This window comes from Sphingomonas jatrophae (genome assembly GCF_900113315.1).
Classification (GTDB): Bacteria; Pseudomonadota; Alphaproteobacteria; order Sphingomonadales; family Sphingomonadaceae; genus Sphingomonas_P; species Sphingomonas_P jatrophae.
The window spans coordinates 1,650,578-1,675,850 of record NZ_FOZG01000001.1; the positions used below are offsets into that span (position 1 = coordinate 1,650,578).

The window sequence follows — 25,273 nt, forward strand, 5'->3', positions numbered from 1 at the left end:
GATAGGCATGCGTTCGCGCGAAGTGCGGCTGGAGCGGCGCCCCAATGGAGCGCCGGTGGCCGAGGATTTCTCCTTCGCAGAGGTGCAGCTGCCGCCGCCGGGGCCCGGCGAGGTGCAGGTCCGCAACCTGTGGATGACCATGGATCCGGCGATGCGCGGCCGGATGAGCGAGGCCCGCAGCTACGTGCCGCCGTTCGAGCTGGGCAAGGCGATGGAGGGACCCGCAGTCGGCGAGATCGTCGCCTCGGGCGATCCGGCGTTCGCGCCGGGCGATCTCGTCTGGTCGCGCCTCGGCTGGCGGGAGGGCTTCATCGCGCCGGTGACGAAGGTGGAAAAGCGGGAGCGCGACCTGCCGCCGCAGGCCTATCTCGGGTTCGCCGGGATGACGGGCCTGACGGCGTGGGTGGGCCTGCTCCATGCCGCGGCCCTGAAGCCGGGCGACGTTGTGTTCGTCTCGGCCGCGTCCGGCGGCGTCGGCTCGGTCGTCTGCCAGATCGCCAAGCTGATGGGGCACAAGGTGATCGGCGCGGCGGGCGGCCCGCGCAAGCAGGCGTTCCTCACCGACGTGCTCAAGCTGGACGGCGCGATCGACTACAAGGCGGAGCCGAGCCTTACCAAGGCGCTGGCACGGGCGGCGCCGGACGGCATCGACGTCTATTTCGACAATGTCGGCGGAGAGCATCTGCAAGCCGCGCTGGCGATCGCCAACAAGGGGGCACGCTTCGCGCTGTGCGGCATGATCTCGCAATATAACAGCACCGAGCCGTCGGCCGCACCCCGCAACCTGACGCAGGCGGTCACCAAGGAGCTGCGCCTGCAAGGCTTCATCGCGCTCAACCATCTCGACAAGATGGACGCCTTCCTGGCGGACGTCCGCAGCTGGCATGCCGCTGGCCAGCTGGAGCAGGTCGAGACGGTCTATGAGGGGCTGGATCGTTCGCTCGACGCCTTCAACGGTCTGTTCAACGGCGAGGGCCTCGGCAAGATGCTGGTGAAGCTCGGCTGATGTACGATCTGCTGAACGGCATGCGCGTGGTCGAGGCAGCGGCGTTCATCGCGGGGCCGAGTGCCGGCATGCAGCTGGCGCAGATGGGTGCCGAGGTGATCCGCATCGACCAGATCGGTGGCGGGCCCGACCATAAGCGCTGGCCGCTCGCGCCGTCCGGCGACAGCCTCTACTGGGAGAATCTCAACAAGGGAAAGAAGTCGATCGCCATCGACCTGACCCAGCCGGAGGGACGGGAGCTCGCGGCCGCGCTCGCAACCGCGCCGGGCGATCGGGGCGGGCTTTTCCTCACCAACTTCCCGGTCAGGGGCTTCCTGTCCTACGAGGCGCTGTCGGCACGCCGCGCGGATCTGGTCTGCGTCCGCGTGATGGGCTGGGCCGACGGGGCGCCCGCGCTCGATTACACGATCAACGCGGCGGTCGGCGTGCCGTACATGACCGGGCCCAAAGGGGGCGACGTGCCGGTCAACCATGTCTTTCCGGCATGGGATTTCATCTGCGGCGCGCAGGCGGCCTTCGCGATGGTGGCGGCGGAGAGCGCGCGCCGGCGGACGGGGCAGGGGGCGGACGTTCGGCTGGCGCTGTCCGACGTAGCCGCCGCCTGCCTGTCGCAGACCGGCCAGCTCGCCGAGACGCTGCTCAGCGGCGAGGATCGGCCGCGCATGGGCAACGACCTGTTCGGCGCGTTCGGGCGCGACTTCGTGACGGCGGACGGGCACCGGCTGATGCTGGTGGCGATCACGCCCAAACAATGGGGCGGGCTCGTCTCGGGGCTCGGCATCGGCGATGCCGTGGCGGCGGTGGAGGTCGAGACGGGTGCGGCCTTCGCGCGGGACGAGGGTGCGCGGTTTATTCACCGCGAGCGGCTGTTCCCGTTGTTCGAGGCGGCGATCGGCGCCCGGCCGGTGGAGGCGATCGCCGCAGCCCTGAACGCCGCCGGCGTCACCTGGTCGGAATATCAGCCGCTGTCGCAGGCGGCGGGCGATCCGCGCCTGTTCGCCGGCAACCCGATGTTCCAGACGATCACGCATCCAAGCGGCCTATCCTATCCAGCCGCCGGCCCTGCCGTGATGCTCGCAGGCATTGATCGCGGCCCGATCGCGCCCGCGCCGCGGCTGGGCGCACACAGCGATGAGGTGCTGACCGGGCTGCTCGGCCTGTCCTCGGGCGCGATCGGCGCGCTGCACGACAAGGGTGTGGTGGCATGACGATCGACGCGGGAACGATCGCGCACTGGCAGACGTGGGTCGGCCGGCAGGAACAGCGCGAGGAGATGGTCGATCCGGAAGCGCTCCGCCGCTTCGCCGCCGCGCTTGGCGAAGAGCTGGACGTGGAGCGGCACTGGCCGTCGCTCGGCCACTGGGCGTTGTTCCTGCCGGTGGTCGGTGCCGATCAGGTGGGCGACGATGGCCACCCGAAGCGCGGCGGCTTCCTGCCGCCGATCACGCTGCCGCGGCGCATGTTCGCCTCTGCGGAGATCCGCTTCACGGGGAGGCTGGCGCTCGGCGCGCCGGCCACCCGCACCTCGACCATCCGGGACGTGCGGCACCGAGCAGGCGGCAGCGGCACGCTGGTGCTGGTGGATGTCGAGCATGTCATCGCCCAGCGCGGCACCAACCATGTCGTCGAGCGGCAGACCCTGGTCTATCGCGAGGCGGGCGGGCAGACGCCGCCTGTGACCGCGGGCGAGCCGGGATCGGGCGAGATCTGGACACCCGGCGAGGCGGACCTGTTCCGCTTCTCCGCGGCCACGTTCAACGGCCACCGCATCCATTATGACCTGCCCTATGCACAGGGGGAGGAAGGCTATCCGGCGCTCGTCGTCCACGGCCCGTTCACCGCTGCGCGGCTGTTCGGCCTTGCGCGCCGGACGGAGGGCGAACCCGCTGCCTTCGCCTTTCGCGCGCAGGCGCCGATCTTCCTCGGGCAGCCGGTGCGGCTGGCGGCAGGCGAGCGGACCTACACCGCACGGCGGGCCGATGGCCTGGACGCAATGGTCGCAAAAACTGTCCTGTAGTGCAGTTTCATTGACAAACCCACCGGCCTGAACGATGCCGGACGGCGGCCGCCCGGCCGCTGAGAGGATGCGAGTCACCCATGGACATCGAGACGTTCGAGCTGCTGCGCAGCACGGTGCGCCGCTTCGTCGAGGAGCGGCTGATCCCCGCTGAAGACCAGGTGGATCACGACGATGCCGTGCCGCCCGGCATCGTGCAGGAAATGCGCGACCTGGGCCTGTTCGGCCTGTCGGTGCCGGAGGAATTTGGCGGCCTCGGCCTGACGATGAGCGAGGAAGCCGCGATCATCCGCGAGATCACGCGCGCCTCCGTCGCCTTCCGCTCCGTCATCGGCACCACGGTGGGCATCGGCAGCCAGGGCATCGTGATCGACGGCACGGAGCAGCAGAAGCAGGAATGGCTGCCGAAGCTCGCCACCGGCGAAGCGGTCGCCAGCTTCGCGCTGACCGAGCCGGAGGCGGGGTCCGACGCGGGATCGCTGCGCACCACCGCGGTGCTGGAGGGCGATCATTACCGGGTGAACGGCACCAAGCGCTACATCACCAATGCGCCCTATGCGAAGATGTTCACGCTGATGGCGCGCACCGATCCGGGGGTGAAGGGCGCGGGCGGGATCAGCGCGTTCATCGTGCCCGCGGATCTGCCGGGCATCTCGCTCGGCGTGCCCGATCGCAAGATGGGGCAGCGCGGCGCCAAGACATGCGACGTGATCTTCGACGATGTCATGGTGCCTGCCGCCAACATCATCGGTGGGGTACCCGGCCAGGGCTTCAAGACGGCGATGAAGGTGCTGGATCGCGGCCGCATCCACATCGCCGCCGTCTCGCTGGGGCAGATCGACCGGCTGATCGAGATGACCCTGGCCTATGCGCTCGACCGCCGGCAGTTCGGCCAGGAGATCGCCTCCTTCCAGCTGGTGCAGGCGATGCTGGCGGACAGCAAGGTCGACCAGATCGCGGTCGAATCCATGATGAACGCCATCGCCGCCAAGTTCGACGCCGGCGAGAAGGTGGCGCTGGAATGCGCGGCGCTGAAGTATTTCAGCACGGAAGCGGTCGGGCGGGTGGCCGATCGTGCCGTCCAGATCTTCGGCGGGGCCGGCTACATGACCGAATACAAGGTGGAGCGCTTTTACCGCGATGTGCGCCTGCTGCGCATCTACGAAGGCACCAGCCAGATCCAGCAGACGATCATCGCCAAGGCGATGATCCGCAACGCCAAGGCCTGATCCATGACCCTGCGCCGTGCCGCGATCGTCTCGCCCATCCGCACCGCCGTCGGTCGCTTCGGCGGCAGCCTCGCCACGATTCCCGCGGGGGAGCTGGGCGCGATCATCCTCAAGGCGTTGATCGAGCGCACGAGGATCGATCCCGAGCGGATCGACGACGTCATCTATGCGCAGGGCTATGGCAATGGCGAGGCGCCGGCGATCGGCCGCTGGTCCGCGCTCGCCGCCGGGCTGCCCATCTCGGTTCCGGGCTATCAGCTGGACCGGCGCTGCGGCTCGGGCCTGCAGGCGGTGATCGATGCCGCGATGATGGTGCAGACCGGCGCTGCCGACGTGGTCGTTGCGGGCGGCGTGGAGAGCATGTCCAACGTCGAATATTATTCGATGGATCACCGCCGCGGCGCGCGGTCCGGCTCCACCACCTTCCATGACCGGCTGACGCGCGGCCGTGTCATGTCCCAGCCGATCGAGCGGTTCGGCGTGATTTCCGGCATGATCGAGACGGCGAACAATCTGGCGGGCGATTACGCCATCAGCCGCGAGGCGTGCGACGCCTTCGCCCTGCGCAGCCACCGCCTCGCCGCGCAGGCGTGGGCGGACGGCAAGTTCGATGACGAGCTGGTGCCCGTTCCGGTGCCGCAGAAACGCGGCGAGCCGCTGCTCTTCAAGGCCGACGAGGGCATCCGCGCGGATGCGACGATGGAGTCGCTGGGCGCGCTGAAGCCGATCGAGAAGGGCGGCGTGGTGACGGCGGGCAATGCCAGCCAGCAGAATGATGCCGCCGCCGCCTGCCTCGTTGTCGCCGAGGACAAGCTGGGCGAGCTGGGGCTGGAGCCGATCGGCTGGTTCCACAGCTGGGCCGCGGCCGGATGCGAGCCGTCGCGCATGGGGATCGGCCCGGTGCCCGCGGTCGAGCGGCTGTTCCGCCGCACCGGGCTCGGCTGGGGCGACATCGGCCTGGTGGAGCTGAACGAGGCCTTTGCGCCGCAGGTGCTTGCGGTGCTGAAGGGCTGGGGTTGGGGCGGCGAGGAGGATTGGGGCGATCGCCTCAACGTCAACGGCTCGGGCATCTCGCTCGGTCATCCGATCGGCGCCACCGGCGGCCGCATCCTCGCCAATCTGCTGCGCGAGATGCAGCGGCGCGAGGTTCGCTACGGACTGGAGACGATGTGCATCGGTGGCGGCCAGGGCCTGGTCGCGGTGTTCGAGCGGGCGTGATCCTCCGCACTCAGCCGTCATTCAGCGGCTGTCTGCGAAGTCAGGCCCGGCAAGCGAACGGGAGAGTTGAATGAAGGTGTTCGGATTGGCGCTCGGCCTGGCGGCAGTGGCTTTGCCGACGATGGCGTCCGCGCAGGGCGATCCCGCGCGAGGCAAGACGGTCTTTGCGCGCTGCATGGCGTGCCATCAGACCGTCGCGGGCCGCAACGGGCTTGGTCCGACGATGGCGGGCGTGGTCGGCCGCAAGGCCGGCACGGTGCCGGGCTACAATTATTCCGCGGCACTGAAGAAGAGCGGCCTCGTCTGGTCGCCCGCGGCGCTGGACAGCTACCTTCTCAAGCCCGCGGCCAAGGTGCCGGGGACAAAGATGATCTTCCCCGGACTGCCCAAGCCCGAGGATCGCGCGAACATCATCGCCTATCTGACGACGCTGAAGTAAAAAGGGACGGCAAGGATGGCGGGCGCGCTCGACGGCATCAAGGTACTGGATCTGTCGCGCGTCCTCGCTGGCCCGTGGTGCACACAGATCCTCGCCGATTTCGGCGCCGACGTGCTGAAGATCGAGGCCCCCGGTGCGGGAGACGACACGCGCAGCTGGGGCCCGCCCTACCTGACCGGCGATGACGACATGCCGGGCGAGAAGGGCGAGAGCGCCTATTATCTCTCCTGCAACCGCAACAAGCGCTCGGTGGCGGTCAATCTGGCCGACCAGCGGGGCGCGGACTTGATCCGGCGGCTGGCGGCGGAAGCGGATATTCTGGTCGAGAATTTCAAGCTGGGCGGCTTGGCCAAATACGGCCTCGACTATGCCGGCCTGAAGGCGATCAATCCGCGGCTGGTCTACACCTCCATCACCGGCTTCGGGCAGACCGGCCCCTATGCCTCGCGCGCCGGCTATGATTTCGTCGCACAGGCGATGGGCGGGCTGATGAGCATCACCGGCGAGGCGGACGGATCGCCGATGAAGGTGGGCGTCGCGATCACCGACCTTTCGACCGGCATGTATGCCGCCACCAGCACGCTGATGGCGCTGCGCCATGCCGAGCGGACGGGCGAGGGCCAGCATGTCGACGTGTCGCTGCTCGACACGCAGATCTCGATGCTGGCCAATCAGGCGCTCACCTACCTTGTCGGCGGCCAATCGCCGGGCCGCCTCGGCAACGCACATCCGACGGTGGTGCCCTACCGCCTGTTCAGGACGGCGAATGGCGAGATCGTCATTGCGGTCGGCAATAACGGCCAATTTCGCCAGCTGGTGAAGGTGCTGGGCGTCCCCGAGCTGGCCGACGATCCGCGCTACGCCACCAATGGCGACCGCGTCCACAATCGTGCCGGGCTGGAGGCGCAGATCGAGGACCTGACCAGCGCCTGGGCGTCGGGCGAGCTGACCGCGACCTTGCTCGCCGCCGGCGTGCCCGCAGGGCCGGTGAACGAGGTGGGGCAGATTCTGACCGACGAGTTCGCCGAGGCGCGCGGCACCGTCCACCACTTCACGCGCGCGGATGGCGCAAGCGTGCCGAGCGTTGCTTATCCCGGCAAGCTTTCGGCCACGCCTGCCACCTTCCGCCGCATCCCGCCGCGGGTGGGGGAGCATAGCCGCGCCGCGCTCGCCGAATGGCTGGGCCTCGCCGACGAGGAATTGGACGCGCTCGCCGCGGCCGGCGTGATCGCGGATCGTGCCGACCTGCTGGCCGCGCAGAAACAGGGAGAAACGGCATGAAGCTGGATGCAAAAGTTGCGGCGGTGGTGACGGGCGGCGCCTCGGGCCTCGGGGCGGCGACGGCGCGCGCGCTGGCAGCCAGGGGCGTGAAGGTGGCGCTGTTCGATCTCAATGCCGAGCTGGGCAAGGCGCTGGCGGCGGAGCTTGGCGGTACCTTCTGCCATGTCAACGTGACCGACGAAGCGTCCGTCGTGGCCGGGTTCGAGAAGGCGCGTGCGGCGCACGGGCAGGAGCGCATCCTCGTCAACTGCGCCGGCACCGGCAGTGCGCAGAAGACCGCCAGCCGCGACAAGGCGACGGGTGCCACCAAGCATCACGACATGGCGCTGTTCGCGCGCGTGGTGGAGATCAACCTGATCGGCACCTTCCGCTGCATCGCCAAGTCCGCGCAGGGCATGCTCGATCTCGAGCCGCTGGCGCACAATGCCCGCGGCGTCATCATCAACACGGCCAGCGCCGCGGCGGAGGATGGGCAGGTCGGGCAGGTCGCCTATGCGGCCTCGAAGGGCGGGGTGGTGGCGATGACGCTGCCGATCGCGCGCGACCTGATGGGGGACGGCATCCGCGTCAATACCATCCTGCCCGGCATCTTCGACACGCCGCTGATGGGCCGCGCCAGCCAGCAGGTGCGCGACTCGCTCGCCGCGAGCGTTCCTTTCCCCAAGCGGTTCGGCGAGCCGGCGGAATATGCCCAGCTGGCGCTCAGCATGATCGAGAATGATTATTTCAACGGCGAGGACGTGCGGCTGGACGGCGCGATCCGGATGGCGCCACGCTGACGGTTGAATATTGCACCATAGTGCAGTATCCTGCCCCGATTGGGGAAGGATGGCATGATGGCGGAAGGTGACGGCGAGCCGCGGTTCGTGAGCTATGAAGTGCGGGACGGCACCGCCTGGGTGATGCTCGACCGCCCGCAATATGGAAACGCCCAGAATTACCGCCTGCTCAACCAGCTGGACGGCTGCTTCAAGCAGGCGGTGGAGGATGATAGCGTCAAGGTCATCGTGCTGGGCGGCAACGGCAAGCACTTCTCCGCGGGCCACGATCTCGGCACCCCCGACAAGGATACGACGTTCGAGCGCGAGCGGATCGGCCTGTGGTGGAACCACACCGACAAGGACGGTGCCGAGCGGCAATATGTCCTCGAGCAGGACGTCTATCTCGGCCTGTGCCGGCGGTGGGCCGCCATTCCGAAGCCGATGGTGGCGATGGTGCAGGGGGCGTGCATCGCAGGCGGGCTGATGCTCGCCTGGGTGTGCGACATGATCGTGGCATCGGACGACGCCTTCTTCCAGGATCCGGTGCTGCGGATGGCGCAGCCGGGCGTCGAATATTTCGCCCACGCATTCGAGCTGCCGCCGCGCATCGCGCGCGAATTCCTGTTCCTCGGCCAGCGCATGTCGGCCGAGCGGGCCTATCAATATGGCATGGTCAACCGCGTCGTGACGCGCGACCGGCTGCGCGACGAGGTGGCGGCGATCGCGGCCGAGATTGGCGAGCGGCCGCGCATCGGCCTCGCTTTGACGAAGCAGGCGGTGAACCTCGTCGAGGACCTGCGCGGCAAGCGCACGGCGATGGACGGCGTCTTCCACATGCATCACTTCGCCCACGCGCAGAACCAGCTCGTCTCCGGCAATCTGGTCGGCGGCGTCAGCCTGAAAACGATGGCGGATGCCAACAAGGCGGAGGCGAAGTGATGGCGGTGGTCCTGAACCCGGCGCCCGTCGCCGATGACCTCACCTCGCAGCTCAAGGCCGCCGCTGCCGCCGCCAAGGCGTTCGTCGCGGCCGTGCAACCTGCGCTGCGGACGCGCCTGCACGGCGCTGACGGCCGCATCGACCGGCGCAAGGCGGATGCCGAGCAGCATGTCATCCACGGCTTCGGCTGGTACGCCTCCTACGCCGAGTTGATGACCGAAGTCGCGGATTGGGCGGTGCGGCTGGACGAGGCGGGCACGTTCGGCGAGGCCGAGCGGTTGCTGGCATCCTTGCTGTTCGCCGAATATGGCGCGCAGCTGCGCGGCGGCATCGCGATGAACCAAAGCGAGGTGATCCGCCCGCGCGATCTGACCGACGATCCAGCGACGCTGGCCCTGCTGAACGATCCCGCGCTCGATCGGCTGATCGCCGAGGGGGGCACGCAGGCGGTGAAGACCCGCATCGCGGCGCTGCTCGTCGATGCGCGCGGGCGCGCGACGCTGGAGGATTGCGGCCTCGACGAGACGACCGCGATGATCCGCGATCAGTTCCACGCCTTCTCGGCCGAGAAGGTGGCGCCCTTCGCGCATGAGTGGCACCTCAAGGACGAACTGATCCCCCTGCCGCTGGTCCACGAACTCGGCGAGATGGGCGTGTTCGGCATGACCCTGCCGGAGCGCTATGGCGGCCTTGGCCTCGGCAAGACGGCGATGTGCGTCGTCTCCGAGGAATTGTCGCGCGGCTGGATCGGCGTCGGCAGCCTTGCCACGCGCTCCGAAATTGCGGGCGAGCTGATACTGGCGGGCGGCACCGAGGCGCAGCGCCTGCACTGGCTGCCGCGCATCGCCTCGGCCGAGACGCTGCCGACTGCCGTCTTCACCGAGCCCAATACGGGCTCCGATCTCGGTGCGCTGCGCACGCGCGCGACGCAGCAGGGCGAGGACTGGTCGATCAGCGGCAACAAGACGTGGATCACGCACGCCGCCCGAGCCGACGTGATGATGCTGCTGGCGCGCAGCGATGCGGAGACCAAGGATCATCGCGGCCTCAGCATGTTCATCGCGCCCAAGCCGCGCGGCGTCGACGGCGACGATTTCCCGGCCGAGGGGATGACCGGCGGCGAGATCGAGGTGATCGGCTATCGCGGCATGAAGGAATATGAGCTGGGCTTCGACGGCTTCGTCGTGCCCGGCGGCAATCTGCTCGGCGACGTGCCGGGGCAGGGCTTCCGCCAGTTGATGGCGACGTTCGAGAGCGCACGCATCCAGACCGCGGCACGCGCGATCGGCGTCGGCCAGGCCGCGCTCGACGTCGGGCTGCAATATGCCATGGATCGCCAGCAGTTCGGCCGCGCCATCCTCGATTTCCCGCGCATCGCCAACAAGCTGGCGATCATGGCGGCGGAGCTGATGGGCGTGCGCCAGCTCACTTACTTCGCGGCCCGCCGCAAGGATGAGGGCAAGCGCTGCGATCTGGAAGCGGGAATGGCCAAGCTGCTCGCCGCCCGCGTTGCCTGGGCGGCGGCGGACAATGCGTTGCAGATCCACGGCGGCAACGGCTTCGCGATGGAATATCCGGTCAGCCGGCTGCTGGCCGATGCGCGCATTCTCAACATCTTCGAGGGCGCGGGTGAGATCCAGGCGCAGGTGATCGCGCGGCGCCTGCTGGATTGATCAAGCCACCGGGCGGGCGGGGGCGCCGAACCCCCGCGCGCTTCCATCCAGTGCGACGTTACAGCCGCTCGACGATGGTGACGTTGGCCATGCCACCGGCCTCGCACATCGTCTGCAGGCCGTAGCGGCCTCCCCTCTGGCCGAGCGCAGAGACGAGCGTGGCCATCAGCTTCGCGCCGCTGGCGCCGAGCGGATGGCCGAGCGCGATGGCGCCGCCATGGACGTTCAGCCTGGCGGGATCGGCGCCGGTTTCCTGCAGCCAGGCGAGCGGCACGGAGGCAAAGGCCTCGTTCACCTCGAACAGGTCGATGTCGTCGATCGCCATGCCGGCTTTCGCCAGCGCGCGCCTGGTCGCGGCGATAGGCGTGTCGAGCATGATCATCGGATCGCCGCCCAGCACCGACATGTGGTGGATGCGGGCGAGGGGCGTGGCGCCCGTCGCCTTCAAGCCGGCCTCGCTGCACACCAGCAGTGCCGCCGCGCCGTCGCAGATCTGGCTGGCATTGGCCGCGGTGATGACGCCGCCTTCGGTCAGCGTCTTCACCGCGCCGATCTTCTCCAGCGTGCTGTCCGCGCGGATGCCCTCGTCCCGGTCGTGCGTCACGGTGGCGCCGTCCTCCAGCGTGACGTTTAGCGGCACGATCTCGTCGGCGAACCTGCCCGCATCCGCCGCCGCGGCCGCCTTGCGGTGGCTCTCCAGCGCGAAACGGTCGAGCGTGTCGCGGTCGAAGCCGTACTTGGCCGCGAGCTTCTCCGCGCCGCTGAACTGGCTGAACGGCTCCGTGCCGTAGCGCGCATCCAGGCCGGGGCTGCGATAGGTGCCGAAACCGTGCTTCGCCGGCAGCGTCCACGGGAGCCCCATCGGCACGCGCGTCATCGATTCGACGCCAGCGGCCACCACCACGTCCTGAAGGCCGGACATCACGCTCGCGGCGGCGAAGTGCAGCGCCTGCTGCGAGGAGCCGCACTGGCGATCCACCGTCGTGCCGGGCACGGTTTCGGGCAAACCGGCCGAGAGCGCGGCATAGCGGCCGATATTGGCGCCCTGCTCACCGCCGGTGCAGGCGCAGCCCATGATCACGTCGTCAACCAGCGCCGGATCGAACTCGCTTCGCGCCAGCAGGCCCCGGATCACCGCGCCAGCAAGGTCGGTGGGGTGCCATCCGGCCATGCGGCCGCCCCGCCGCCCACCCGCGCTCCGCGCCACCGCGGCGATATAGGCTTCGGCCATCTGCCTCTCCAAATATGCACTGTCGTGTAGAAATATGGCGCTGACTACCATGGGTGGAGGAGTGGCGCAATTCTGCTCTGCTGGTCAGAAAGTGATTGCCTTGCGGCCTCCGGGGCGGCAAGGTCGGGCATAACGAGACGAGGGGGAGAGGGGCGGCGGTGATCGATGTCGCGATGCTCGAGCAGTGGTTGGACGCTTCGGAGATCGGCACCGGGCCGGTCGGCGATGTTCGTCCGCTGGCCGGCGGATCGCAGAACATCATCCTGCGCTTCCGCCGTGGTGACGAGGACTTTGTTCTCCGCCGCCCACCGGCGCACCCGCGGCCGGAGTCGAACGAGACGATGCGGCGCGAGGCGCGTGTGCTGGCCGCCCTGCGCGGGACGGACGTGCCCCATCCCGAGCTGATCGCCGCCTGCGGTGACGAGACGGTGCTCGGCGCCGCCTTCTACCTGATGCGGCCGGTCGATGGCTTCAATCCGGCAAGCGGGCTTGCGCCGCTCCATGCCGGATCGGCGGAGGTCCGCCACCGGCTCGGGCTTGCGCTGGTGGAGGGGGTTGCCGCGCTGCACGCGCTGGATCCCGTCACCATCGGCCTCAGCGACTTCGGCAAGGCCGAGGGCTATCTCGACCGGCAGGTGGCGCGCTGGCAGCGCCAGTTCGCCGGCTATGCCGACACGCCCGGCTGGACCGGCGCCGCCGACCTGCCCGCGCTGGAGCGTCTTTCGGAATGGCTGGTCGCGCACCAGCCGCCGGCCTGCGCGCCCGGCATCCTCCATGGCGATTATCATCTCGCCAACGTTATGGTGCGCCCCGACGCGCCCGAACTCGCAGCCATCGTGGACTGGGAATTGGCGACGATCGGCGATCCGCTGATCGATCTCGGCTGGCTGCTGGCAACATGGCCGGCGCCGGACGGAACGGGCGGCACGCTGTCGATCCAGCCGTGGCAGGGCTTTCCAACAAGCGAGGAGCTGGTCGCGCATTACGCCGCGCGTTCGGCGCGCGACCTTGCGAACATCGGCTGGTATCGCGTGTTCGCCGCCTGGAAGCTCGCGATCCTGCTGGAAGGCACCTATGCGCGCGCCTGCGCCGGCAAGGCCGATGCTCAGGTTGGAGCGCGGCTGCATCGGCGCGCGATGGATTTGATGAGCCGGGCGGAGGGATGGATCGCATGAACCCGCTGGATTTCTCCGGCAAGCGCGTCCTCGTCGTCGGCGGCTCGAGCGGGATCGGCAACGGCATTGCCCAGTCGTTCCGCCAGGCCGGTGCCGACGTCCATGTCTGGGGCACGCGCCCGGATGCGGCCAATTATGCGGGGGAGGAGGGCTCCGACCTTGCCGGGCTCGGCTACACGCAGGTCGACGTCTCCTCCACCGAGGCATTGCTGGCAGCGCCCGCACCGTTCGAGACGCTGGACGTGCTCGTGCTGTCGCAGGGCACCGTCCTCTACAAGCGGCAGGAGTTCGCGCCCGAGGGGTGGGACAAGGTGATGGCGATCAACGTCGACAGCGTGATGCACATCGCCCAGCGCTTTCACGGCCACCTCAAGGCGAATGGCGGCAGCGTGATCGTGGTTAGCTCGGTCGCGGCCTACCGGGCGACGATGGGCAATCCGGCTTATGCCGCGTCCAAGGCGGCAGCGGTAGCGCTGGTGCGGACGCTGGGTCAGGCGTGGGCGCCGGACGGCATCCGCGTCAACGGTTTCGCGCCGAGCCTCGTCGAGACCAAGCTGACGCGCGTCACGACGGATCATCCGGAGCGGCGCGAGAAGGCGCTCGCCAAGATCCCGCTCGGCCGCTTCGGCACGATCGACGAGATGGCGGGTGTCGCGCTGTTCCTGGCGTCTCCGCTCGCCGGATATGTCTGCGGCCAGACGATCGTCGTCGACGGCGGCCTTACCCTCTAGCGATCGGTCAAGCGCATGGATTTCGACTATTCGGACAAGGTGAAGGCGCTCCGGGCCAAGCTCGAGGCGTTCATGGATGCGCACGTCTATCCGATCGAGCGCGAGAAATATCATTGGGAGCATGATCCCGCCCACCAGTGGGTGCCGTGGCCGGGCGTGGAGGACATCAAGGCCAAGGCGCGCGAGGCGGGGCTGTGGAACCTGTTCCTGCCGCACGAATATGGCGCGTGGAGCCCCGGGCTCACCAATCTCGAATATGCGCCGCTGGCTGAGATGATGGGCCGCGTGTTCGGCGCGTCGGAGCTGTTCAACTGCTCGGCGCCCGATACCGGCAACATGGAGGTGCTCGCCCGCTACGGCTCGCCGGAGCAGCAGGAGCGGTGGCTGAAGCCGCTGCTGGCCGGCGAGATCCGCAGCGCCTATGCGATGACGGAGCCGGATGTCGCCTCGTCCGATGCCACCAACGTCTCCACCACGATCGAGCGGGATGGCGACGAATACGTCATCAACGGCAGCAAATGGTGGATTTCGGGGATGATGGATCCCCGGCTGAAGGTGCTGATCGTCCTCGGCAAGACCGCCTCTGCCGATCGCCCCCGGCACCAGCAGCATACCCAGATCCTCGTGCCCCGCGATGCGCCCGGCGTCGAGGTGGTGCGTCCGCTGACGGTGATCGGTTCGCTCCATTCGCCCGGTGGACATGTCGAGATGCGGCTGACCGATGTGCGCGTGCCTGCCGAGAACGTGATCCTGGGCGAGGGGCGGGGGTTCGAGATCGCGCAGGGGCGGCTCGGCCCCGGTCGCATCCACCATTGCATGCGGCTGATCGGCCAGGCGCAGCGTGCGCTGGAATATATGTCGGCGCGGGTGAACGAGCGCGTGGCCTTCGGTCGCAAGCTCGCGGATCAGGGCAGCATCCGCCAGGATGTCGCGCGATCCTTCTGCGAGATCGAGCAGGCTCGGCTGCTGACGCTCAAGGCGGCGGACGCGATGGACCGGCATGGCAACAAGGTGGCCAAGGACCTGATCGCCGCGATCAAGGTGGTGGCGCCGCAGATGGCGCAGACCGTCGCCGATCGTGCGATGCAGGCGTTCGGCGGCATGGGCGTGAGCGATGACACGCCCATCGCCGGCATCTTCGCGACGGCGCGCTACATCCGCCTCGCCGACGGGCCGGACGAGGTCCACATGGCGCAGCTCGGCAAGATGAAGATCGCCGAATATGCCGGAGCGCCGAAGCGGTGAGCGTTGCGGCGGAGGATGCTTCGCCAAGGGGCGGCGCCGGTGCCTGGTGGATGGTCGCGGTGCTGTTCGCGATGTACGTCTTCTCGTGGCTCGACCGGCTGATCGTGTCGATGCTGGTGACGCCGCTGAAGGCCGACCTCGGCTTGAGCGACGTGCAGATCAGCATGATCACCTCCACGTCCTTCGCCTTCTTCTACGCGCTGTTCGGCCTGCCGCTCGGCTGGGCGGCGGATCGCCTGTCGCGCCGCTGGCTGATCTTCGGCGGGGTTCTCACCTGGGCGGCGGCGACCATCGCCTGCGGCTATGCGCGCAGCTTCGAGGCGCTGCTGATCGCGCGCATCTTCGTGGGGGCAGGTGAGGCGGCGCTGCTGCCGGCGGCCTATTCGCTGATCGCCGACGCCTTCCCGCGCGATCGGCTGGCGCTGCCCACGTCGGTCTTCCAGATGGCGGGCAAGGTGGGTTCGGCGACGGCCTTCGGCTTCGGCGGCCTCGCCATCGCCTTCGCCACGGCGCGGAGCGGCATTTCCCTGCCGCTGCATGGGCCGGCCCAGCCGTGGCAACTCGTCATGATGATGGTGGGCCTGCCGGGTTTCCTGCTCGCCTTTCTCGTCTTCACCTTCCGCGAGCCGGCCCGTCGCGGCGTGGCGCCGGTGCAGGCCGGATCAGGTGCCTTCGCCGGCTTCCTGCGGGAGAATAAGCGCCTGATCCTGTTGATGCTGGTCGGCACCTCCGCCCTGTCGATCTGCGGCTATTCGATGACCAACTGGGTGCCCGCGCTGATCGAGCGGCGCTACGGCCTGACGCCGGCTTCCTACGGGCTGTTGCTGTCGGTGACCAACCTCGTCGCCGCGGGATCGCTGGTGGTGAGCGGGAGCGTCGTCGACCGGCTCTACCGGGGCGGCATGGATGATGCGCATCTGCGCTTCTACAGCTGGCTGATCGCAGGCGTCTTCCCGATCATCCTGCTGACCTTCTTCGCGCCCAGCGTGTGGCTGTTCCTCGTCGGATACGGGATCATCCAGTTCATCACCGTGCCTTTCATGGTCTATGTCTCGGCCATCGTCGGCCTGCTCGCACCCAGTGACATCCGGGCGCGGCTGCTGGCGATGTTCCTGTTCGTCTTCACCCTGCTTGGCTTGGGCGCCGGGCCCGCCATCGTCGCCCTGCTGACCGACAAGGTGTTCGCCAACGAGGCGCAGCTGGATCGCTCGCTGGCGATCGTCGTGACCGCGGGCGCCATGACCGCCTTCGTCGCTTTCCGTCTCGCTCTCCGTCACCTCGCGCCCGCCGTCGCGCGGATGCGCGCCATCCGATAAGGATCGCTTCCGATGTCGCTTACCGTCACCGGCATTCCCCTCGACCAGCGAGGCAGCCTCGCGCTGGCCGACGACCGGATGCGCTATTCTTGGGCGGCGCTCGATTCGGTGCTGAACCGGGCGATCAACGCGATGGCTGCGCTCGACTTCCCGCAGGCGAGGCGGGTGGCGGTGTTCGCGCCCAATGCGGCGGAGACGGTGATCGCCTATCTGGCCGGGCTGGAGGCGGGCGTTTCCACCGCGCCGGTGAGCTATCACCTGAATGCGGACGAGCTTGGCTATATCCTCGGCATCGCTCAGGCAGGCGCGCTGTTCGTCGGACCGGAAACGGTGGAAACGGGGCTCGCCGCGGCACGCAGGGCCGGCATCGCAGTGGTGATCGGGTGGCGATGCCCGCCAACGGAAGGGATTACCCCTTGGGAGGATTGGCTGGCGGCTGCGGCGGATACCGCACCGGCGGCGGATGCAAGGCCGCTGCCGCATCTGCACTTCACCTCCGGCACGACGGGCAAGCCCAAGGCGACCGAGACGCCGCCCGGCTATTTCCCGCCGGCCGAGAACATGGAGTCGTTCGTCGCCATCCTGCGCACCCGCGCAACGCCGTCGCCCGGCCTGGTCGTGGGGCCGCTCTACCATACCGGCCCCTTGACGATGGTGCGCAGCATGGCGGGCGGCAGCGCGCTGGTGGTGATGGAGCATTTCGATCCGGAAGAGGCGCTCCGGATCGTCGAGCAGGAACGGATCGCAGGCTCGGTCATGGTGCCGACGCACTTCCAGCGGCTGCTGGCTCTGCCGGAGGAGGTGCGGGCGCGCTACGACGTGTCGAGCATGCGCCGCCTTGCGCACACCGGTGCCGCCTGCCCACCACAGGTGAAACGGGCGATGATCGATTGGTTCGGGCCGGTGCTGGTCGAGGCCTATGGCGGCACCGAGGCGGGCACCACGCACTCGATCACCTCGGACCAATGGCTGCGCAAGCCCGGCTCGGTCGGCCGGGCGGTCGCGCCGCTGGAGACGGTGGTGATCGGCGCGGACGGACAGCCGCTCGGGCCCAACGAGGTAGGCCAGCTCTACGTCCGCGATCCGAGCGGCCGCGGCATCGTCTATCACGGCGATCCGGAGAAGACGGCCGGGGCGCACATCGCGCCCGGCGTCTTCACTCTCGGCGAGATGGGCTATGTGGACGAGGACGGCTACGTCTTCATCACCGATCGTGTCTCGGACATGATCGTCTCGGGCGGCGTCAACATCTATCCAGCCGAGGCGGAGCACATCCTGCTGCAGCATCCAGGCGTGGCGGACGTGGCCGTGATCGGCGTGCCGAACGCCGACATGGGCGAGGAGGCGAAAGCGCTGGTGGTGCCGCGCGATCCCGCCGCGCCGCCATCTGCCGACGACCTGCGGCGCTTCTGCCGCGATCATCTCGCCGGCTTCAAATGTCCGCGCAGTTTCGACATGGTCGCAGATCTCGGCCGCAATGTGATGGGCAAGGTCAACAAGCGTGAACTGCGCCGGCCTTATTGGCCGTCCGACCGCACGATCGGCTGAGCGCTGCTTGACGCGGTCAGGGCGACGTGCAGAGTCGCCCTCGCGTTGTAATGCGGGTGGTCGAGTTTGAACGAACTGATCGAGAAGTCCCTGACCTATGCCAGCCCGGCGATCCTCGCACGCCGCCGGCGCATCCTCGAGGAAACGCGCGCGCTGATCGAGGAACAGGGGATCAGCAACTTCAGCATGAACGAGTTGTGCAAGCGGGCGGACGTCGCCAAGCGCACGCTCTACAACGCCTTCCAGACGCGCGAACGGCTGATCGCGGCCGCCATTCAGGAATACTTCCTCGAATATCTCGGCCGCATCACCTACAAGAGCCAGCCGGGCACCCTGCAGCGGAACATCGAGCGGATCGTTGCCGTCGGCCGCCGCAACCGCAAGATCCGGAACTACATTCGCGCGATCATGGCGGTCTATTTCAGCCCGGATGTGAATTCCGACATCTGGAACGCGATGCATTCGGTCGCGGTGGAATCCAACCTCGAATGGATCCGCAATCTGGCGCGTCGCCGCCAGTTGCAGCCGTGGGTGGATGTGGATGGGCTGGCGAACGACATCGTGCGCTACGAATATGCCACCATCCACGATTGGGCCCGCGGCCTGCTGCAGGACGATCAGCTCGTGCCGCGTCTGGTGAACAGCTATCTCACCTTCATGGCAGGCGCGACGCGCGGCGCGGCGCGGGACGAGATCGTCGCCGAATTGCGCGAGAGGGAGGGTGGGGCCGCCTAAATCTGCACCGATGTGCAGTTTATGTTGAGCGGCGCGCTCGCCTGATCTAGCATCCGCCCAGCCAGGAGGAGGATGACATGGTTGAGGGCGCACCGGCATTGCTGGTCGAGCGGGACGCGAACGACATCGTCGTCGTGACGCTCAACCGCCGTCAGGCGGTCAATTCCGTATCGTTCGAAATGTGGGAGCTGTTCGGCGAGGCGCTGGACCGGCTGGAGCGCGACACGCCCGCACGCGGGCTGATCGTGACGGGCGCCGGCGGCTTCTTCTGCATCGGCGGCGACGTCAAGCTGCCGCCGGCCCGCGGGGAGGGGGCGCTTGCTCCTGCGACCCGGCTGGAGATGGGGCAGCGCATCGTGGCGCGGCTGCGCCGCCTGCCGATGCCGGTGATCGCGGCGGTGGAAGGCGGTGCGTTCGGCATCGGCTGGTCGCTGGCGCTCGCCTGCGATCTCGTCATCGCAGCCGACGATGCGAAGTTCGGCGCGCCCTTCATCGATTATGGCACCGTGCCGGACGGCGGCGCGGCCTGGCTGCTGGAGCGGCAGATCGGCCGCTACCGGGCAGCCGAGCTGATCCTGTCGGGACGGACGATCGATGCCGACGAAGCCGCGCGGCTGGGTCTCGTCAGCCGGATCGTGGCCAGGGGCAGCGCGGTGGCCGAGGCCACGACCTTCCTCGCCGGCGTGGGGCAGGGCAACCGCCATGCCACGGAACTGGCAAAGCGGCTGCTCAACGGTGCGCAGGAAAGCTCGCTGGAGGCGAGCCACGCGCTCGAACTCGCTTATTGCGCCATCTGCCAGACGGGCGAGGAGGTGGTGCGCGCGCGCGAGCTGTTCGTGACGAAAGCGGCGGCCGCACGCGCGACCAAGGCGAAGGGCTGACCCATGCGGTTCGACATGCGCGAGCTGCCGTTCGGCAGCTGCTACAAGATCATGAACTCCACGATCACGCCGCGGCCGATCGCCTGGACGGTGACGCTGGACGATGCCGGCACCCCCAATGCGGCGCCGCACAGCTTCTTCAACGCGCTGGGCAGCGCGCCGCCGATGGTAGTGCTGGGGCTGATGAAGGTTGGCGGCGTCGACAAGGACAGTGCCGCCTATATCCGCGCGCGCCGCGACTTCGTCGTGGCGCTGGTGGGCGAGCATGATGCCGAGCGGATGAACCTGACGGCGACCGACAGCCCCCGCGGGGTGGACGAGCTGGCCCTGGCAGAGATCGAGACCGCGCCGGCCTCCGTCGTCGCGCCGCCGCTGATCGTCAGCGCGCCGGTCTGCTTCGAGTGCCGCACCGTCGACCTTCTCGATTATGCCGGCCAGACGGTGGTGATCGCCGAGGTGCTCGTGACGCACATCCGCGACGAGTTCGTCCTCGACGAGAAGCGCATGCATCTCGACACACCCGCAATGAAGCTGATCGCGCGCACGCACGGCGCGGGCTGGTATCAGCGCGGCAGCGACCAGTTCCAGATGCATCGGTCGAGCTGGGCCGACCTGCAGGGCGGCGCAGCGGGCTGAGCGCCGTCCGCCGCCCCGCGTGGCTCAATCCATGCGGATCCAGACGCTCTTGGTGTTCAGATAGCTTTCGACATGCTCGAAGCCGCCCTCGCGGCCGAAACCGCTCATCTTGTAGCCGCCGAACGGCACCGACGGATCCATCGCGAAATAATGGTTCACCCAGATGGTGCCCGCCTTGATGCGGTTGGCGGTGCCGATCGCGCGGGTGATGTCGCGCGTCCACACGCCGCCAGCCAGGCCGAAGCGGCTGGCATTGGCGCGGGCGATCACCTCCTCCTCGGTGTTGAACGGCATGACGGAGGCGACCGGGCCGAAGATCTCGTCGCGCGCGAGCGCCATGTCGTCCTGGACGTCGGCATAGACGGTGGGCGCGACGAAGTGGCCGGTCGCCAGCGCGCCGTCCACCATCCGGGCGCCGCCGGTGACGAGGCGGGCGCCCTCGTCCGGTGCGCGATCGAGGAAGGATTGCACCCGCGCATATTGCCGCGCGGAGACGAGCGGGCCGACCTGCGTCTCTGCATCGAGGCTGGCGCCCACACGCAATTGCTGCGCAAACTTCGCCACGCCCTCCACGACCTCGTCATAGACGGCACGCTGGACGAACAGCCGCGTGCCGGCCGCGCAGACCTGGCCTGAATTGTTGAACACGCCGATGGCGGCGGCAGGGATGGCGCGGGCGAGATCGGCATCCGCGAAGATGATGTTCGGCGATTTGCCGCCAAGCTCCATCGTCACCCGCTTCACCGTGCCGGCGGAGGCCGCGATGATCCGCTGCCCCGTCTCGCCCGATCCGGTGAACGTGATCTTGTCCACGCCCGGATGCTCGCTGAGCGCGGCGCCGGTCGCGCCCATGCCCGTGACGACGTTGACCACGCCCTTGGGCACACCCGCCTCGAGGCACAATTGCCCGAACCGCAAGGGACTGAGCGATGCATCCTCGGCCGGTTTCAGCACCACGGTGCAGCCGGCGGCGAGCGCAGGCGCGATCTTCCATGCCGCGCTGAACAGCGGGCCGTTCCAGGGGATGATTGCGCCGACGACGCCGATCGGCTCGCGCACGGTGTAGGACAGGAGTGATACCGCGGCCGAGTTGGACAGGGTCTGGCCGTGGATCGCGGTGGCCAGGCCGGCGAAGTGGCGGATCGCGCGCACGACGATGTCGCGCATCGCGCGCGCGGCGGTGATCGGCCGCCCCATCTCCAGCGTGTCGAGCAGCGCCAGCTCCTCGAAGTTCTGCTCGACGAGGTCGGCGAGGCGGAGCAGCGCCGCCTGGCGCTCGGCCGGCTTGAAGCGGGACCATTCGCCTTCGAGCGCCGCACGCGCGGCGGCCACGGCACGGTCGACGTCGGCGGCATCGCCCAGTGCGATCTGCGCCAGCACCCCGCCCGTATTCGGATTCAGCGTGGCGAAGGTCTTGCCCGAGGCCGCCTCCACGAACGCGCCGTCGATCAGCAGCCGCTTGGGCGTGCCGGCAATCAGGGCGGAATGATCGATCATCGCATCCTTCTTTCCGTTATCCGTGAGGTCGCTGGTGCGGCTCAGTGGCCGAGCCCCGATCCGCCGCCCGCCACCCCCTTGGCGACGGTGCCGACCATGTCCTTGGCGTCCTCTACCCCGCATTCCGGGCAGCCGACCGGGCCCCGGCCGTCCCAAACCCCGGACGAACCTGCCAGTTGGCGCGGTCCGGCTCCGTCGGATCTGCGGTAAAGGGATCGTGTTAAAGCTGCAAGGGTGGTCAGCTTTGAGGTGTCGCACCTGGTCCTGCGCGACAGGGCTGGCGGACGTAGGCAGGCGAATGGCGCAGCCGCTGGGCGGTTGGGGTCAAGCCTGACTCGATCAGCGATGTGATGCATGGCGGCATCTAGGTAGCCTCAGCTATGCCTCTTAGTGCGATAATATGTCTTATGTTAAGTGGGAACTTCGATCGAAGTCTCGGCCGAGGCTTGCTGCACGACGTCAAAGGTCACCAACACCGATGTCATAGCTTGCCGCGCACTTTCTAAGACGCTCAGCGATGTGGGCCGACTGCATCTGCGTGCCATGGCGCCACCTTGTCCGACTTGACGGTCAGCCTTCCGCTCGGGCGTCTGGATAGTTCGTTGCGGCGGCTGCGGGACAGCACCGCAGCCCTACGATCTGCTTGCTGCTGCCCGACGCACCCAAGGACATAGTCGCATAACCACTGCTCAGGATCGGCATGCAACCCGTCGTTGCACCTTGCCATCCTCTAGCCTCGCTGGGACGACCGGTTCTGGTGAGATCTGTCGAATGCGATCTCGCCCGCCAGACGTTCGTGCATCCGCTCAACGGCTTGCAACGGGCAGATCAGCCATAGGCGTCGGAGCAGAAGACCCTAGTGCCCCAGCCCCGAACCGCCGCCGGCCAGTTCCTTCGCGATGGAACCGACCATCTCCTTGGCATCGCCGAACAGCATCTGGGTGTTGCTGTTGAAGTAGATCGGGTTGTCCACACCGGCGAAGCCCGACGCCATCGAACGCTTGATGACGAACACCGACTTTGCCCGATCGGCCTCGATGATCGGCATGCCGGCAATGCCGCATTTCGGATCATCGCGCGCCGCGGGGTTGATCGTGTCGTTCGCGCCGATGATCAGCGCGACGTCGGTCTGCGGCATGTCGGGATTGACGTCGTCCAGCTCGACGAGCTGCTCATAGGGCACGTTCGCCTCGGCCAGCAGCACGTTCATGTGCCCGGGCATGCGACCCGCGACCGGGTGGATCGCGAATTTCACGTCGACGCCCTTCTTGGTCAGCGCCTGGTAGAGCTCGCTCACCTTGTGCTGCGCCTGGCTGACCGCCATGCCGTAGCCGGGGATGATGACGACGGAGGAGGCATTCTCCATCTGCATCGCGGCTTCCTCGGCCGAGGCGGAGCGGACGACGCGGTCGTCCTTGCCGCCTGCCGCGCCCGCCGCCACCGCGCCGAAGCCACCGAACATGACGTTGGCGAAGCTGCGGTTCATCGCCTTGCACATGATGACCGCGAGGATGAAGCCCGACGCGCCGTCCAGCGCGCCCGCCACGATCAGCAGCTTGTTGCCGAGCGCAAAGCCCATCGCCGAGGCGGCGAGGCCGGCATAGCTGTTGAGCAGCGCGATCACGGTCGGCATGTCCGCGCCGCCGATCGGGATGACCAGCAGCACGCCGAAGGCGAGCGCCAGCGCCACGAACAGCGGGAAGAGCGCGGTGCGCGTCGGATCCAGCGCGATCAGCACCGCGACGACCAGCGCGGCCAGCGCCACGCCGCCATTGACGATTCGCTGCCCCGGAAAGACCAGCGCCTTGCCCGGCAGTAATTCCTGCAGCTTGCCGAACGCCACCACCGATGCGGTGCAGGTGAGGAAGCCGAGCAGCATCTCGAACATCAGCGTCCACAGCACGAAGCCGCCTGCAAATTCAGGCCGCGCATGCTTGTAATATTCGGCGGCACCGATCAGGCCGACCGCGAGCGCGCCGAAGGCGTGGCTGATCGCGGTGCGTTGCGGGATGGCGGTCATCGGCATGAGCAGCGCCATCGGCACGCCCACCGCAGTGCCCGCCACCATCGCGATCAGGATCAGATCGTAGCTGACCACCTCATGATGCACGAGCGCGCCGAGGATGGCGACGAGCATGCCCACTTCACCCGCGCGCACGCCGCGGCGCGCGGTCGTCGGGTGGCTCATCCAGTAAAGCGAGAGAATGAACAGGCCGGATGCGATGATCGCGGACCAGGGAACGAAGGCGTCCATCGGATCAGCTCCCCTTTCGCTTGAACATCTTGAGCATGCGATCGGTGATCATGAAGCCCGAAACCAGGTTCACCGTGGCGCAGAACACCGCGATGAAGCCGAGCGTGCGCGCGAGCGGCGTTGCGCCTGCCTCGCCCGTCACCGCGATCGCACCGACGATAACCACCGCGGCGATCGCGTTGGTCAGCGACATGAGCGGCGAATGGAGGAGCGGCGACACCTTCTTGATCAGCTGGAAGCCGAGAAAGCCTGCCAGCAGGAAGACGAACACATAATCGGGATTGAGCGCGTCCATGTGCTTCCCCTCAGGCTGCGGCTGGCGCGAAGCGCTGATGCACGATGTGGCCGCCCGTGGTGAGCAAGGTCGCCGCGATCAGCGCATCGTCGGCGGGCATGGCCAGCGCCTTGTCCGCCTTGTTCCAATAGGCTTCGATGAAATTGTAGCAGTTGCGCGCGAACAGGTTGGACGCGTCCACCGCCAGCCGCGACGCGCCGTCGACGAGGCCGACGATCTTGACGCCGTGGCGCTCCACCGTCTCGCCCGCCACGCTGCCCTCGACATTGCCGCCGCTTTCCGCGGCGAGATCGACGATGACGCTGCCCGGCTTCATGCTGGCGAGCTGCGCGTCGCTGACGAGCCTGGGCGCGGGCCGGCCGGGGATCAGCGCGGTGGTGATCACGATGTCCTGCGCGGCGATGTGACCGCTCACCAGCGCGGCCTGGCGCTGGCGATAGCCCTCGCTCATCTCGCCGGCATAGCCGCCCGCCGCCTTGGTCACCTCGTCGCCCTCGCGGATCTCCTCGAAGACGGGCTTGGCGCCGAGCGACTGGATCTGCTCGCGCACTTCCGGGCGCACGTCGGTCGCGGAGACGATCGCGCCCAGCCGCCGCGCAGTGGCGATCGCCTGGAGGCCGGCGACCCCCACGCCCATGACGAAGGCCTTGGCCGCGGGGATCGAGCCCGCGGCGGTGGTCATCATCGGCAGGCAGCGGTCGAGCTCGGTCGCGGCGCGCACCGCCGCGTGATAGCCGGCGAGGTTCGCCTGGCTGGAGAGAATGTCCATCGCCTGCGCGCGCGTGGTACGCGGTAACAGCTCAAGCGCGTAGGCGTCGATCCCGAGCCCGGCATAGCCGCCAAGCCGCGCGGCATCGGCATAGGGCGCAAGGCCGCCGATCAGCTTGGTACCCTGCTTCACGCCGGCAAGGTCCGCCGGCTGCGGCGGACGGACCGCCAGCACCACGTCGGCCGAGGCGAGCGCCTCCTCGCGCGGCACGATCGTCGCGCCACCTGCGGCATAGGCCGCGTCGGCGAAGCCCGCGCGCGCGCCGGCACCAGCCTCGATCAGAACGGCGAATCCAAGCTTCGCAAACCGCGCGAGCGCTGCAGGCGTCATGGCGACGCGATGCTCCCCCATGGCGCGTTCGCCGAGCACAGCGATCGTCGGCATCCTTCCCCCCTTC

23 protein-coding genes are annotated in these 25,273 nt (G+C 68.2%); 18 read left to right on the plus strand and 5 right to left on the minus strand.

Features of this window, described 5'->3' with window-relative positions; genetic code table 11:
• Positions 1 to 7: 7 nt before the first annotated feature.
• From BM360_RS07750 to BM360_RS07795, 10 genes are all read left to right on the plus strand, one after another.
• Entirely contained in the window at positions 8 to 1,006 is a 999-nt protein-coding gene (locus tag BM360_RS07750; protein ID WP_093313045.1) for an NADP-dependent oxidoreductase, read from the plus strand.
• A complete protein-coding gene (locus tag BM360_RS07755) occupies positions 1,006 to 2,214 on the plus strand; it encodes a CoA transferase (RefSeq protein ID WP_093313047.1) in 1,209 nt (402 codons plus the stop codon). The genes BM360_RS07750 and BM360_RS07755 overlap by 1 nt, the downstream gene beginning before the upstream one ends.
• Positions 2,211 to 3,023: an HTD2 family dehydratase gene (locus BM360_RS07760; RefSeq protein WP_093313049.1), complete on the plus strand. Its 813-nt coding sequence runs from the start codon at positions 2,211 to 2,213 to the stop codon at positions 3,021 to 3,023. Before BM360_RS07755 ends, BM360_RS07760 begins: the two co-directional genes overlap by 4 nt.
• An 80-nt stretch (positions 3,024 to 3,103) precedes the next feature.
• Complete coding sequence (locus tag BM360_RS07765; RefSeq protein WP_093313051.1) at positions 3,104 to 4,252, plus strand: acyl-CoA dehydrogenase family protein; 1,149 nt, start codon at positions 3,104 to 3,106, stop codon at positions 4,250 to 4,252.
• Between the two features lie 3 nt (positions 4,253 to 4,255).
• Positions 4,256 to 5,470: an acetyl-CoA C-acetyltransferase gene (locus tag BM360_RS07770; protein ID WP_093313053.1), complete on the plus strand. Its 1,215-nt coding sequence runs from the start codon at positions 4,256 to 4,258 to the stop codon at positions 5,468 to 5,470.
• A gap of 70 nt (positions 5,471 to 5,540) precedes the next feature.
• Positions 5,541 to 5,909: a c-type cytochrome gene (locus tag BM360_RS07775; RefSeq protein WP_093313055.1), complete on the plus strand. Its 369-nt coding sequence runs from the start codon at positions 5,541 to 5,543 to the stop codon at positions 5,907 to 5,909.
• 15 nt (positions 5,910 to 5,924) lie between these two features.
• A complete protein-coding gene (locus tag BM360_RS07780) occupies positions 5,925 to 7,190 on the plus strand; it encodes a CaiB/BaiF CoA transferase family protein (RefSeq protein WP_093313057.1) in 1,266 nt (421 codons plus the stop codon).
• Positions 7,187 to 7,969, plus strand: a complete 783-nt coding sequence (locus tag BM360_RS07785; RefSeq protein ID WP_093313059.1) for an SDR family NAD(P)-dependent oxidoreductase — start codon at positions 7,187 to 7,189, stop codon at positions 7,967 to 7,969. The genes BM360_RS07780 and BM360_RS07785 overlap by 4 nt, the downstream gene beginning before the upstream one ends.
• A gap of 57 nt (positions 7,970 to 8,026) precedes the next feature.
• Positions 8,027 to 8,890: an enoyl-CoA hydratase gene (locus BM360_RS07790; protein WP_093313888.1), complete on the plus strand. Its 864-nt coding sequence runs from the start codon at positions 8,027 to 8,029 to the stop codon at positions 8,888 to 8,890.
• The gene (locus BM360_RS07795; RefSeq protein WP_093313061.1) at positions 8,890 to 10,563 is read left to right on the plus strand and encodes an acyl-CoA dehydrogenase family protein; all 1,674 of its coding nucleotides are present in this window, start codon (positions 8,890 to 8,892) and stop codon (positions 10,561 to 10,563) included. Before BM360_RS07790 ends, BM360_RS07795 begins: the two co-directional genes overlap by 1 nt.
• Positions 10,564 to 10,621: 58 nt before the next feature.
• Here the strand turns inward: BM360_RS07795 and BM360_RS07800 are convergent, their stop codons facing one another.
• On the minus strand, positions 10,622 to 11,794 hold the full coding sequence (locus BM360_RS07800; protein WP_093313063.1) for an acetyl-CoA C-acetyltransferase: 1,173 nt from the start codon (positions 11,792 to 11,794) through the stop codon (positions 10,622 to 10,624).
• Positions 11,795 to 11,952: 158 nt separating this feature from the next.
• Between BM360_RS07800 and BM360_RS07805 the strand changes: the two genes are divergently transcribed.
• The 8 genes from BM360_RS07805 to BM360_RS07840 all read left to right on the plus strand — a co-directional run bounded on the left by BM360_RS07805 (position 11,953) and on the right by BM360_RS07840 (position 20,061).
• Complete coding sequence (locus tag BM360_RS07805; protein WP_242653357.1) at positions 11,953 to 12,969, plus strand: phosphotransferase family protein; 1,017 nt, start codon at positions 11,953 to 11,955, stop codon at positions 12,967 to 12,969.
• Complete coding sequence (locus BM360_RS07810; RefSeq protein ID WP_207544542.1) at positions 12,957 to 13,700, plus strand: SDR family NAD(P)-dependent oxidoreductase; 744 nt, start codon at positions 12,957 to 12,959, stop codon at positions 13,698 to 13,700. The genes BM360_RS07805 and BM360_RS07810 overlap by 13 nt, the downstream gene beginning before the upstream one ends.
• Before the next feature lie 15 nt (positions 13,701 to 13,715).
• On the plus strand, positions 13,716 to 14,945 hold the full coding sequence (locus BM360_RS07815) for an acyl-CoA dehydrogenase family protein (RefSeq protein ID WP_093313065.1): 1,230 nt from the start codon (positions 13,716 to 13,718) through the stop codon (positions 14,943 to 14,945).
• Positions 14,942 to 16,261: an MFS transporter gene (locus BM360_RS07820; protein WP_242653358.1), complete on the plus strand. Its 1,320-nt coding sequence runs from the start codon at positions 14,942 to 14,944 to the stop codon at positions 16,259 to 16,261. The genes BM360_RS07815 and BM360_RS07820 overlap by 4 nt, the downstream gene beginning before the upstream one ends.
• Positions 16,262 to 16,273: 12 nt before the next feature.
• Positions 16,274 to 17,809, plus strand: coding sequence for an AMP-binding protein (locus tag BM360_RS07825; RefSeq protein WP_093313069.1), 1,536 nt, complete (start codon positions 16,274 to 16,276; stop codon positions 17,807 to 17,809).
• A gap of 66 nt (positions 17,810 to 17,875) precedes the next feature.
• Positions 17,876 to 18,544: a TetR/AcrR family transcriptional regulator gene (locus tag BM360_RS07830; RefSeq protein ID WP_093313071.1), complete on the plus strand. Its 669-nt coding sequence runs from the start codon at positions 17,876 to 17,878 to the stop codon at positions 18,542 to 18,544.
• 77 nt (positions 18,545 to 18,621) lie between these two features.
• Entirely contained in the window at positions 18,622 to 19,425 is an 804-nt protein-coding gene (locus BM360_RS07835) for an enoyl-CoA hydratase/isomerase family protein (protein WP_093313073.1), read from the plus strand.
• A gap of 3 nt (positions 19,426 to 19,428) precedes the next feature.
• The gene (locus tag BM360_RS07840; protein WP_093313075.1) at positions 19,429 to 20,061 is read left to right on the plus strand and encodes a flavin reductase family protein; all 633 of its coding nucleotides are present in this window, start codon (positions 19,429 to 19,431) and stop codon (positions 20,059 to 20,061) included.
• 24 nt (positions 20,062 to 20,085) lie between these two features.
• Here BM360_RS07840 and BM360_RS07845 read toward each other — a convergent pair whose 3' ends face one another.
• From BM360_RS07845 to BM360_RS07860, 4 genes are all read right to left on the minus strand, one after another.
• Positions 20,086 to 21,558: an aldehyde dehydrogenase family protein gene (locus BM360_RS07845; RefSeq protein ID WP_093313078.1), complete on the minus strand. Its 1,473-nt coding sequence runs from the start codon at positions 21,556 to 21,558 to the stop codon at positions 20,086 to 20,088.
• Positions 21,559 to 22,414: 856 nt separating this feature from the next.
• Positions 22,415 to 23,812, minus strand: a complete 1,398-nt coding sequence (locus BM360_RS07850) for an NAD(P)(+) transhydrogenase (Re/Si-specific) subunit beta (protein WP_093313080.1) — start codon at positions 23,810 to 23,812, stop codon at positions 22,415 to 22,417.
• A 4-nt stretch (positions 23,813 to 23,816) separates the two neighbouring features.
• On the minus strand, positions 23,817 to 24,107 hold the full coding sequence (locus BM360_RS07855; protein ID WP_093313082.1) for an NAD(P) transhydrogenase subunit alpha part 2: 291 nt from the start codon (positions 24,105 to 24,107) through the stop codon (positions 23,817 to 23,819).
• A 10-nt stretch (positions 24,108 to 24,117) separates the two neighbouring features.
• Entirely contained in the window at positions 24,118 to 25,260 is a 1,143-nt protein-coding gene (locus BM360_RS07860; RefSeq protein WP_093313084.1) for an NAD(P) transhydrogenase subunit alpha, read from the minus strand.
• Positions 25,261 to 25,273 lie beyond the last annotated feature (13 nt).

Excerpts from the sequence above, each read along its gene's own strand:
- BM360_RS07855 (WP_093313082.1), bottom strand. The coding sequence starts at position 24,107 with ATGGACGCGCTCAATCCCGATTATGTGTTCGTCTTCCTGCTGGCAGGC.
- BM360_RS07770 (WP_093313053.1), top strand. The coding sequence starts at position 4,256 with ATGACCCTGCGCCGTGCCGCGATCGTCTCGCCCATCCGCACCGCCGTC.
- BM360_RS07815 (WP_093313065.1), top strand. The coding sequence starts at position 13,716 with ATGGATTTCGACTATTCGGACAAGGTGAAGGCGCTCCGGGCCAAGCTC.
- BM360_RS07860 (WP_093313084.1), bottom strand. The coding sequence starts at position 25,260 with ATGCCGACGATCGCTGTGCTCGGCGAACGCGCCATGGGGGAGCATCGC.
- BM360_RS07825 (WP_093313069.1), top strand. The coding sequence starts at position 16,274 with ATGTCGCTTACCGTCACCGGCATTCCCCTCGACCAGCGAGGCAGCCTC.
- BM360_RS07785 (WP_093313059.1), top strand. The coding sequence starts at position 7,187 with ATGAAGCTGGATGCAAAAGTTGCGGCGGTGGTGACGGGCGGCGCCTCG.
- BM360_RS07780 (WP_093313057.1), top strand. The coding sequence starts at position 5,925 with ATGGCGGGCGCGCTCGACGGCATCAAGGTACTGGATCTGTCGCGCGTC.
- BM360_RS07850 (WP_093313080.1), bottom strand. The coding sequence starts at position 23,812 with ATGGACGCCTTCGTTCCCTGGTCCGCGATCATCGCATCCGGCCTGTTC.
- BM360_RS07775 (WP_093313055.1), top strand. The coding sequence starts at position 5,541 with ATGAAGGTGTTCGGATTGGCGCTCGGCCTGGCGGCAGTGGCTTTGCCG.
- BM360_RS07755 (WP_093313047.1), top strand. The coding sequence starts at position 1,006 with ATGTACGATCTGCTGAACGGCATGCGCGTGGTCGAGGCAGCGGCGTTC.
- BM360_RS07835 (WP_093313073.1), top strand. The coding sequence starts at position 18,622 with ATGGTTGAGGGCGCACCGGCATTGCTGGTCGAGCGGGACGCGAACGAC.
- BM360_RS07810 (WP_207544542.1), top strand. The coding sequence starts at position 12,957 with ATGGATCGCATGAACCCGCTGGATTTCTCCGGCAAGCGCGTCCTCGTC.
- BM360_RS07800 (WP_093313063.1), bottom strand. The coding sequence starts at position 11,794 with ATGGCCGAAGCCTATATCGCCGCGGTGGCGCGGAGCGCGGGTGGGCGG.
- BM360_RS07790 (WP_093313888.1), top strand. The coding sequence starts at position 8,027 with ATGGCGGAAGGTGACGGCGAGCCGCGGTTCGTGAGCTATGAAGTGCGG.
- BM360_RS07845 (WP_093313078.1), bottom strand. The coding sequence starts at position 21,558 with ATGATCGATCATTCCGCCCTGATTGCCGGCACGCCCAAGCGGCTGCTG.
- BM360_RS07795 (WP_093313061.1), top strand. The coding sequence starts at position 8,890 with ATGGCGGTGGTCCTGAACCCGGCGCCCGTCGCCGATGACCTCACCTCG.
- BM360_RS07840 (WP_093313075.1), top strand. The coding sequence starts at position 19,429 with ATGCGGTTCGACATGCGCGAGCTGCCGTTCGGCAGCTGCTACAAGATC.
- BM360_RS07760 (WP_093313049.1), top strand. The coding sequence starts at position 2,211 with ATGACGATCGACGCGGGAACGATCGCGCACTGGCAGACGTGGGTCGGC.
- BM360_RS07750 (WP_093313045.1), top strand. The coding sequence starts at position 8 with ATGCGTTCGCGCGAAGTGCGGCTGGAGCGGCGCCCCAATGGAGCGCCG.
- BM360_RS07765 (WP_093313051.1), top strand. The coding sequence starts at position 3,104 with ATGGACATCGAGACGTTCGAGCTGCTGCGCAGCACGGTGCGCCGCTTC.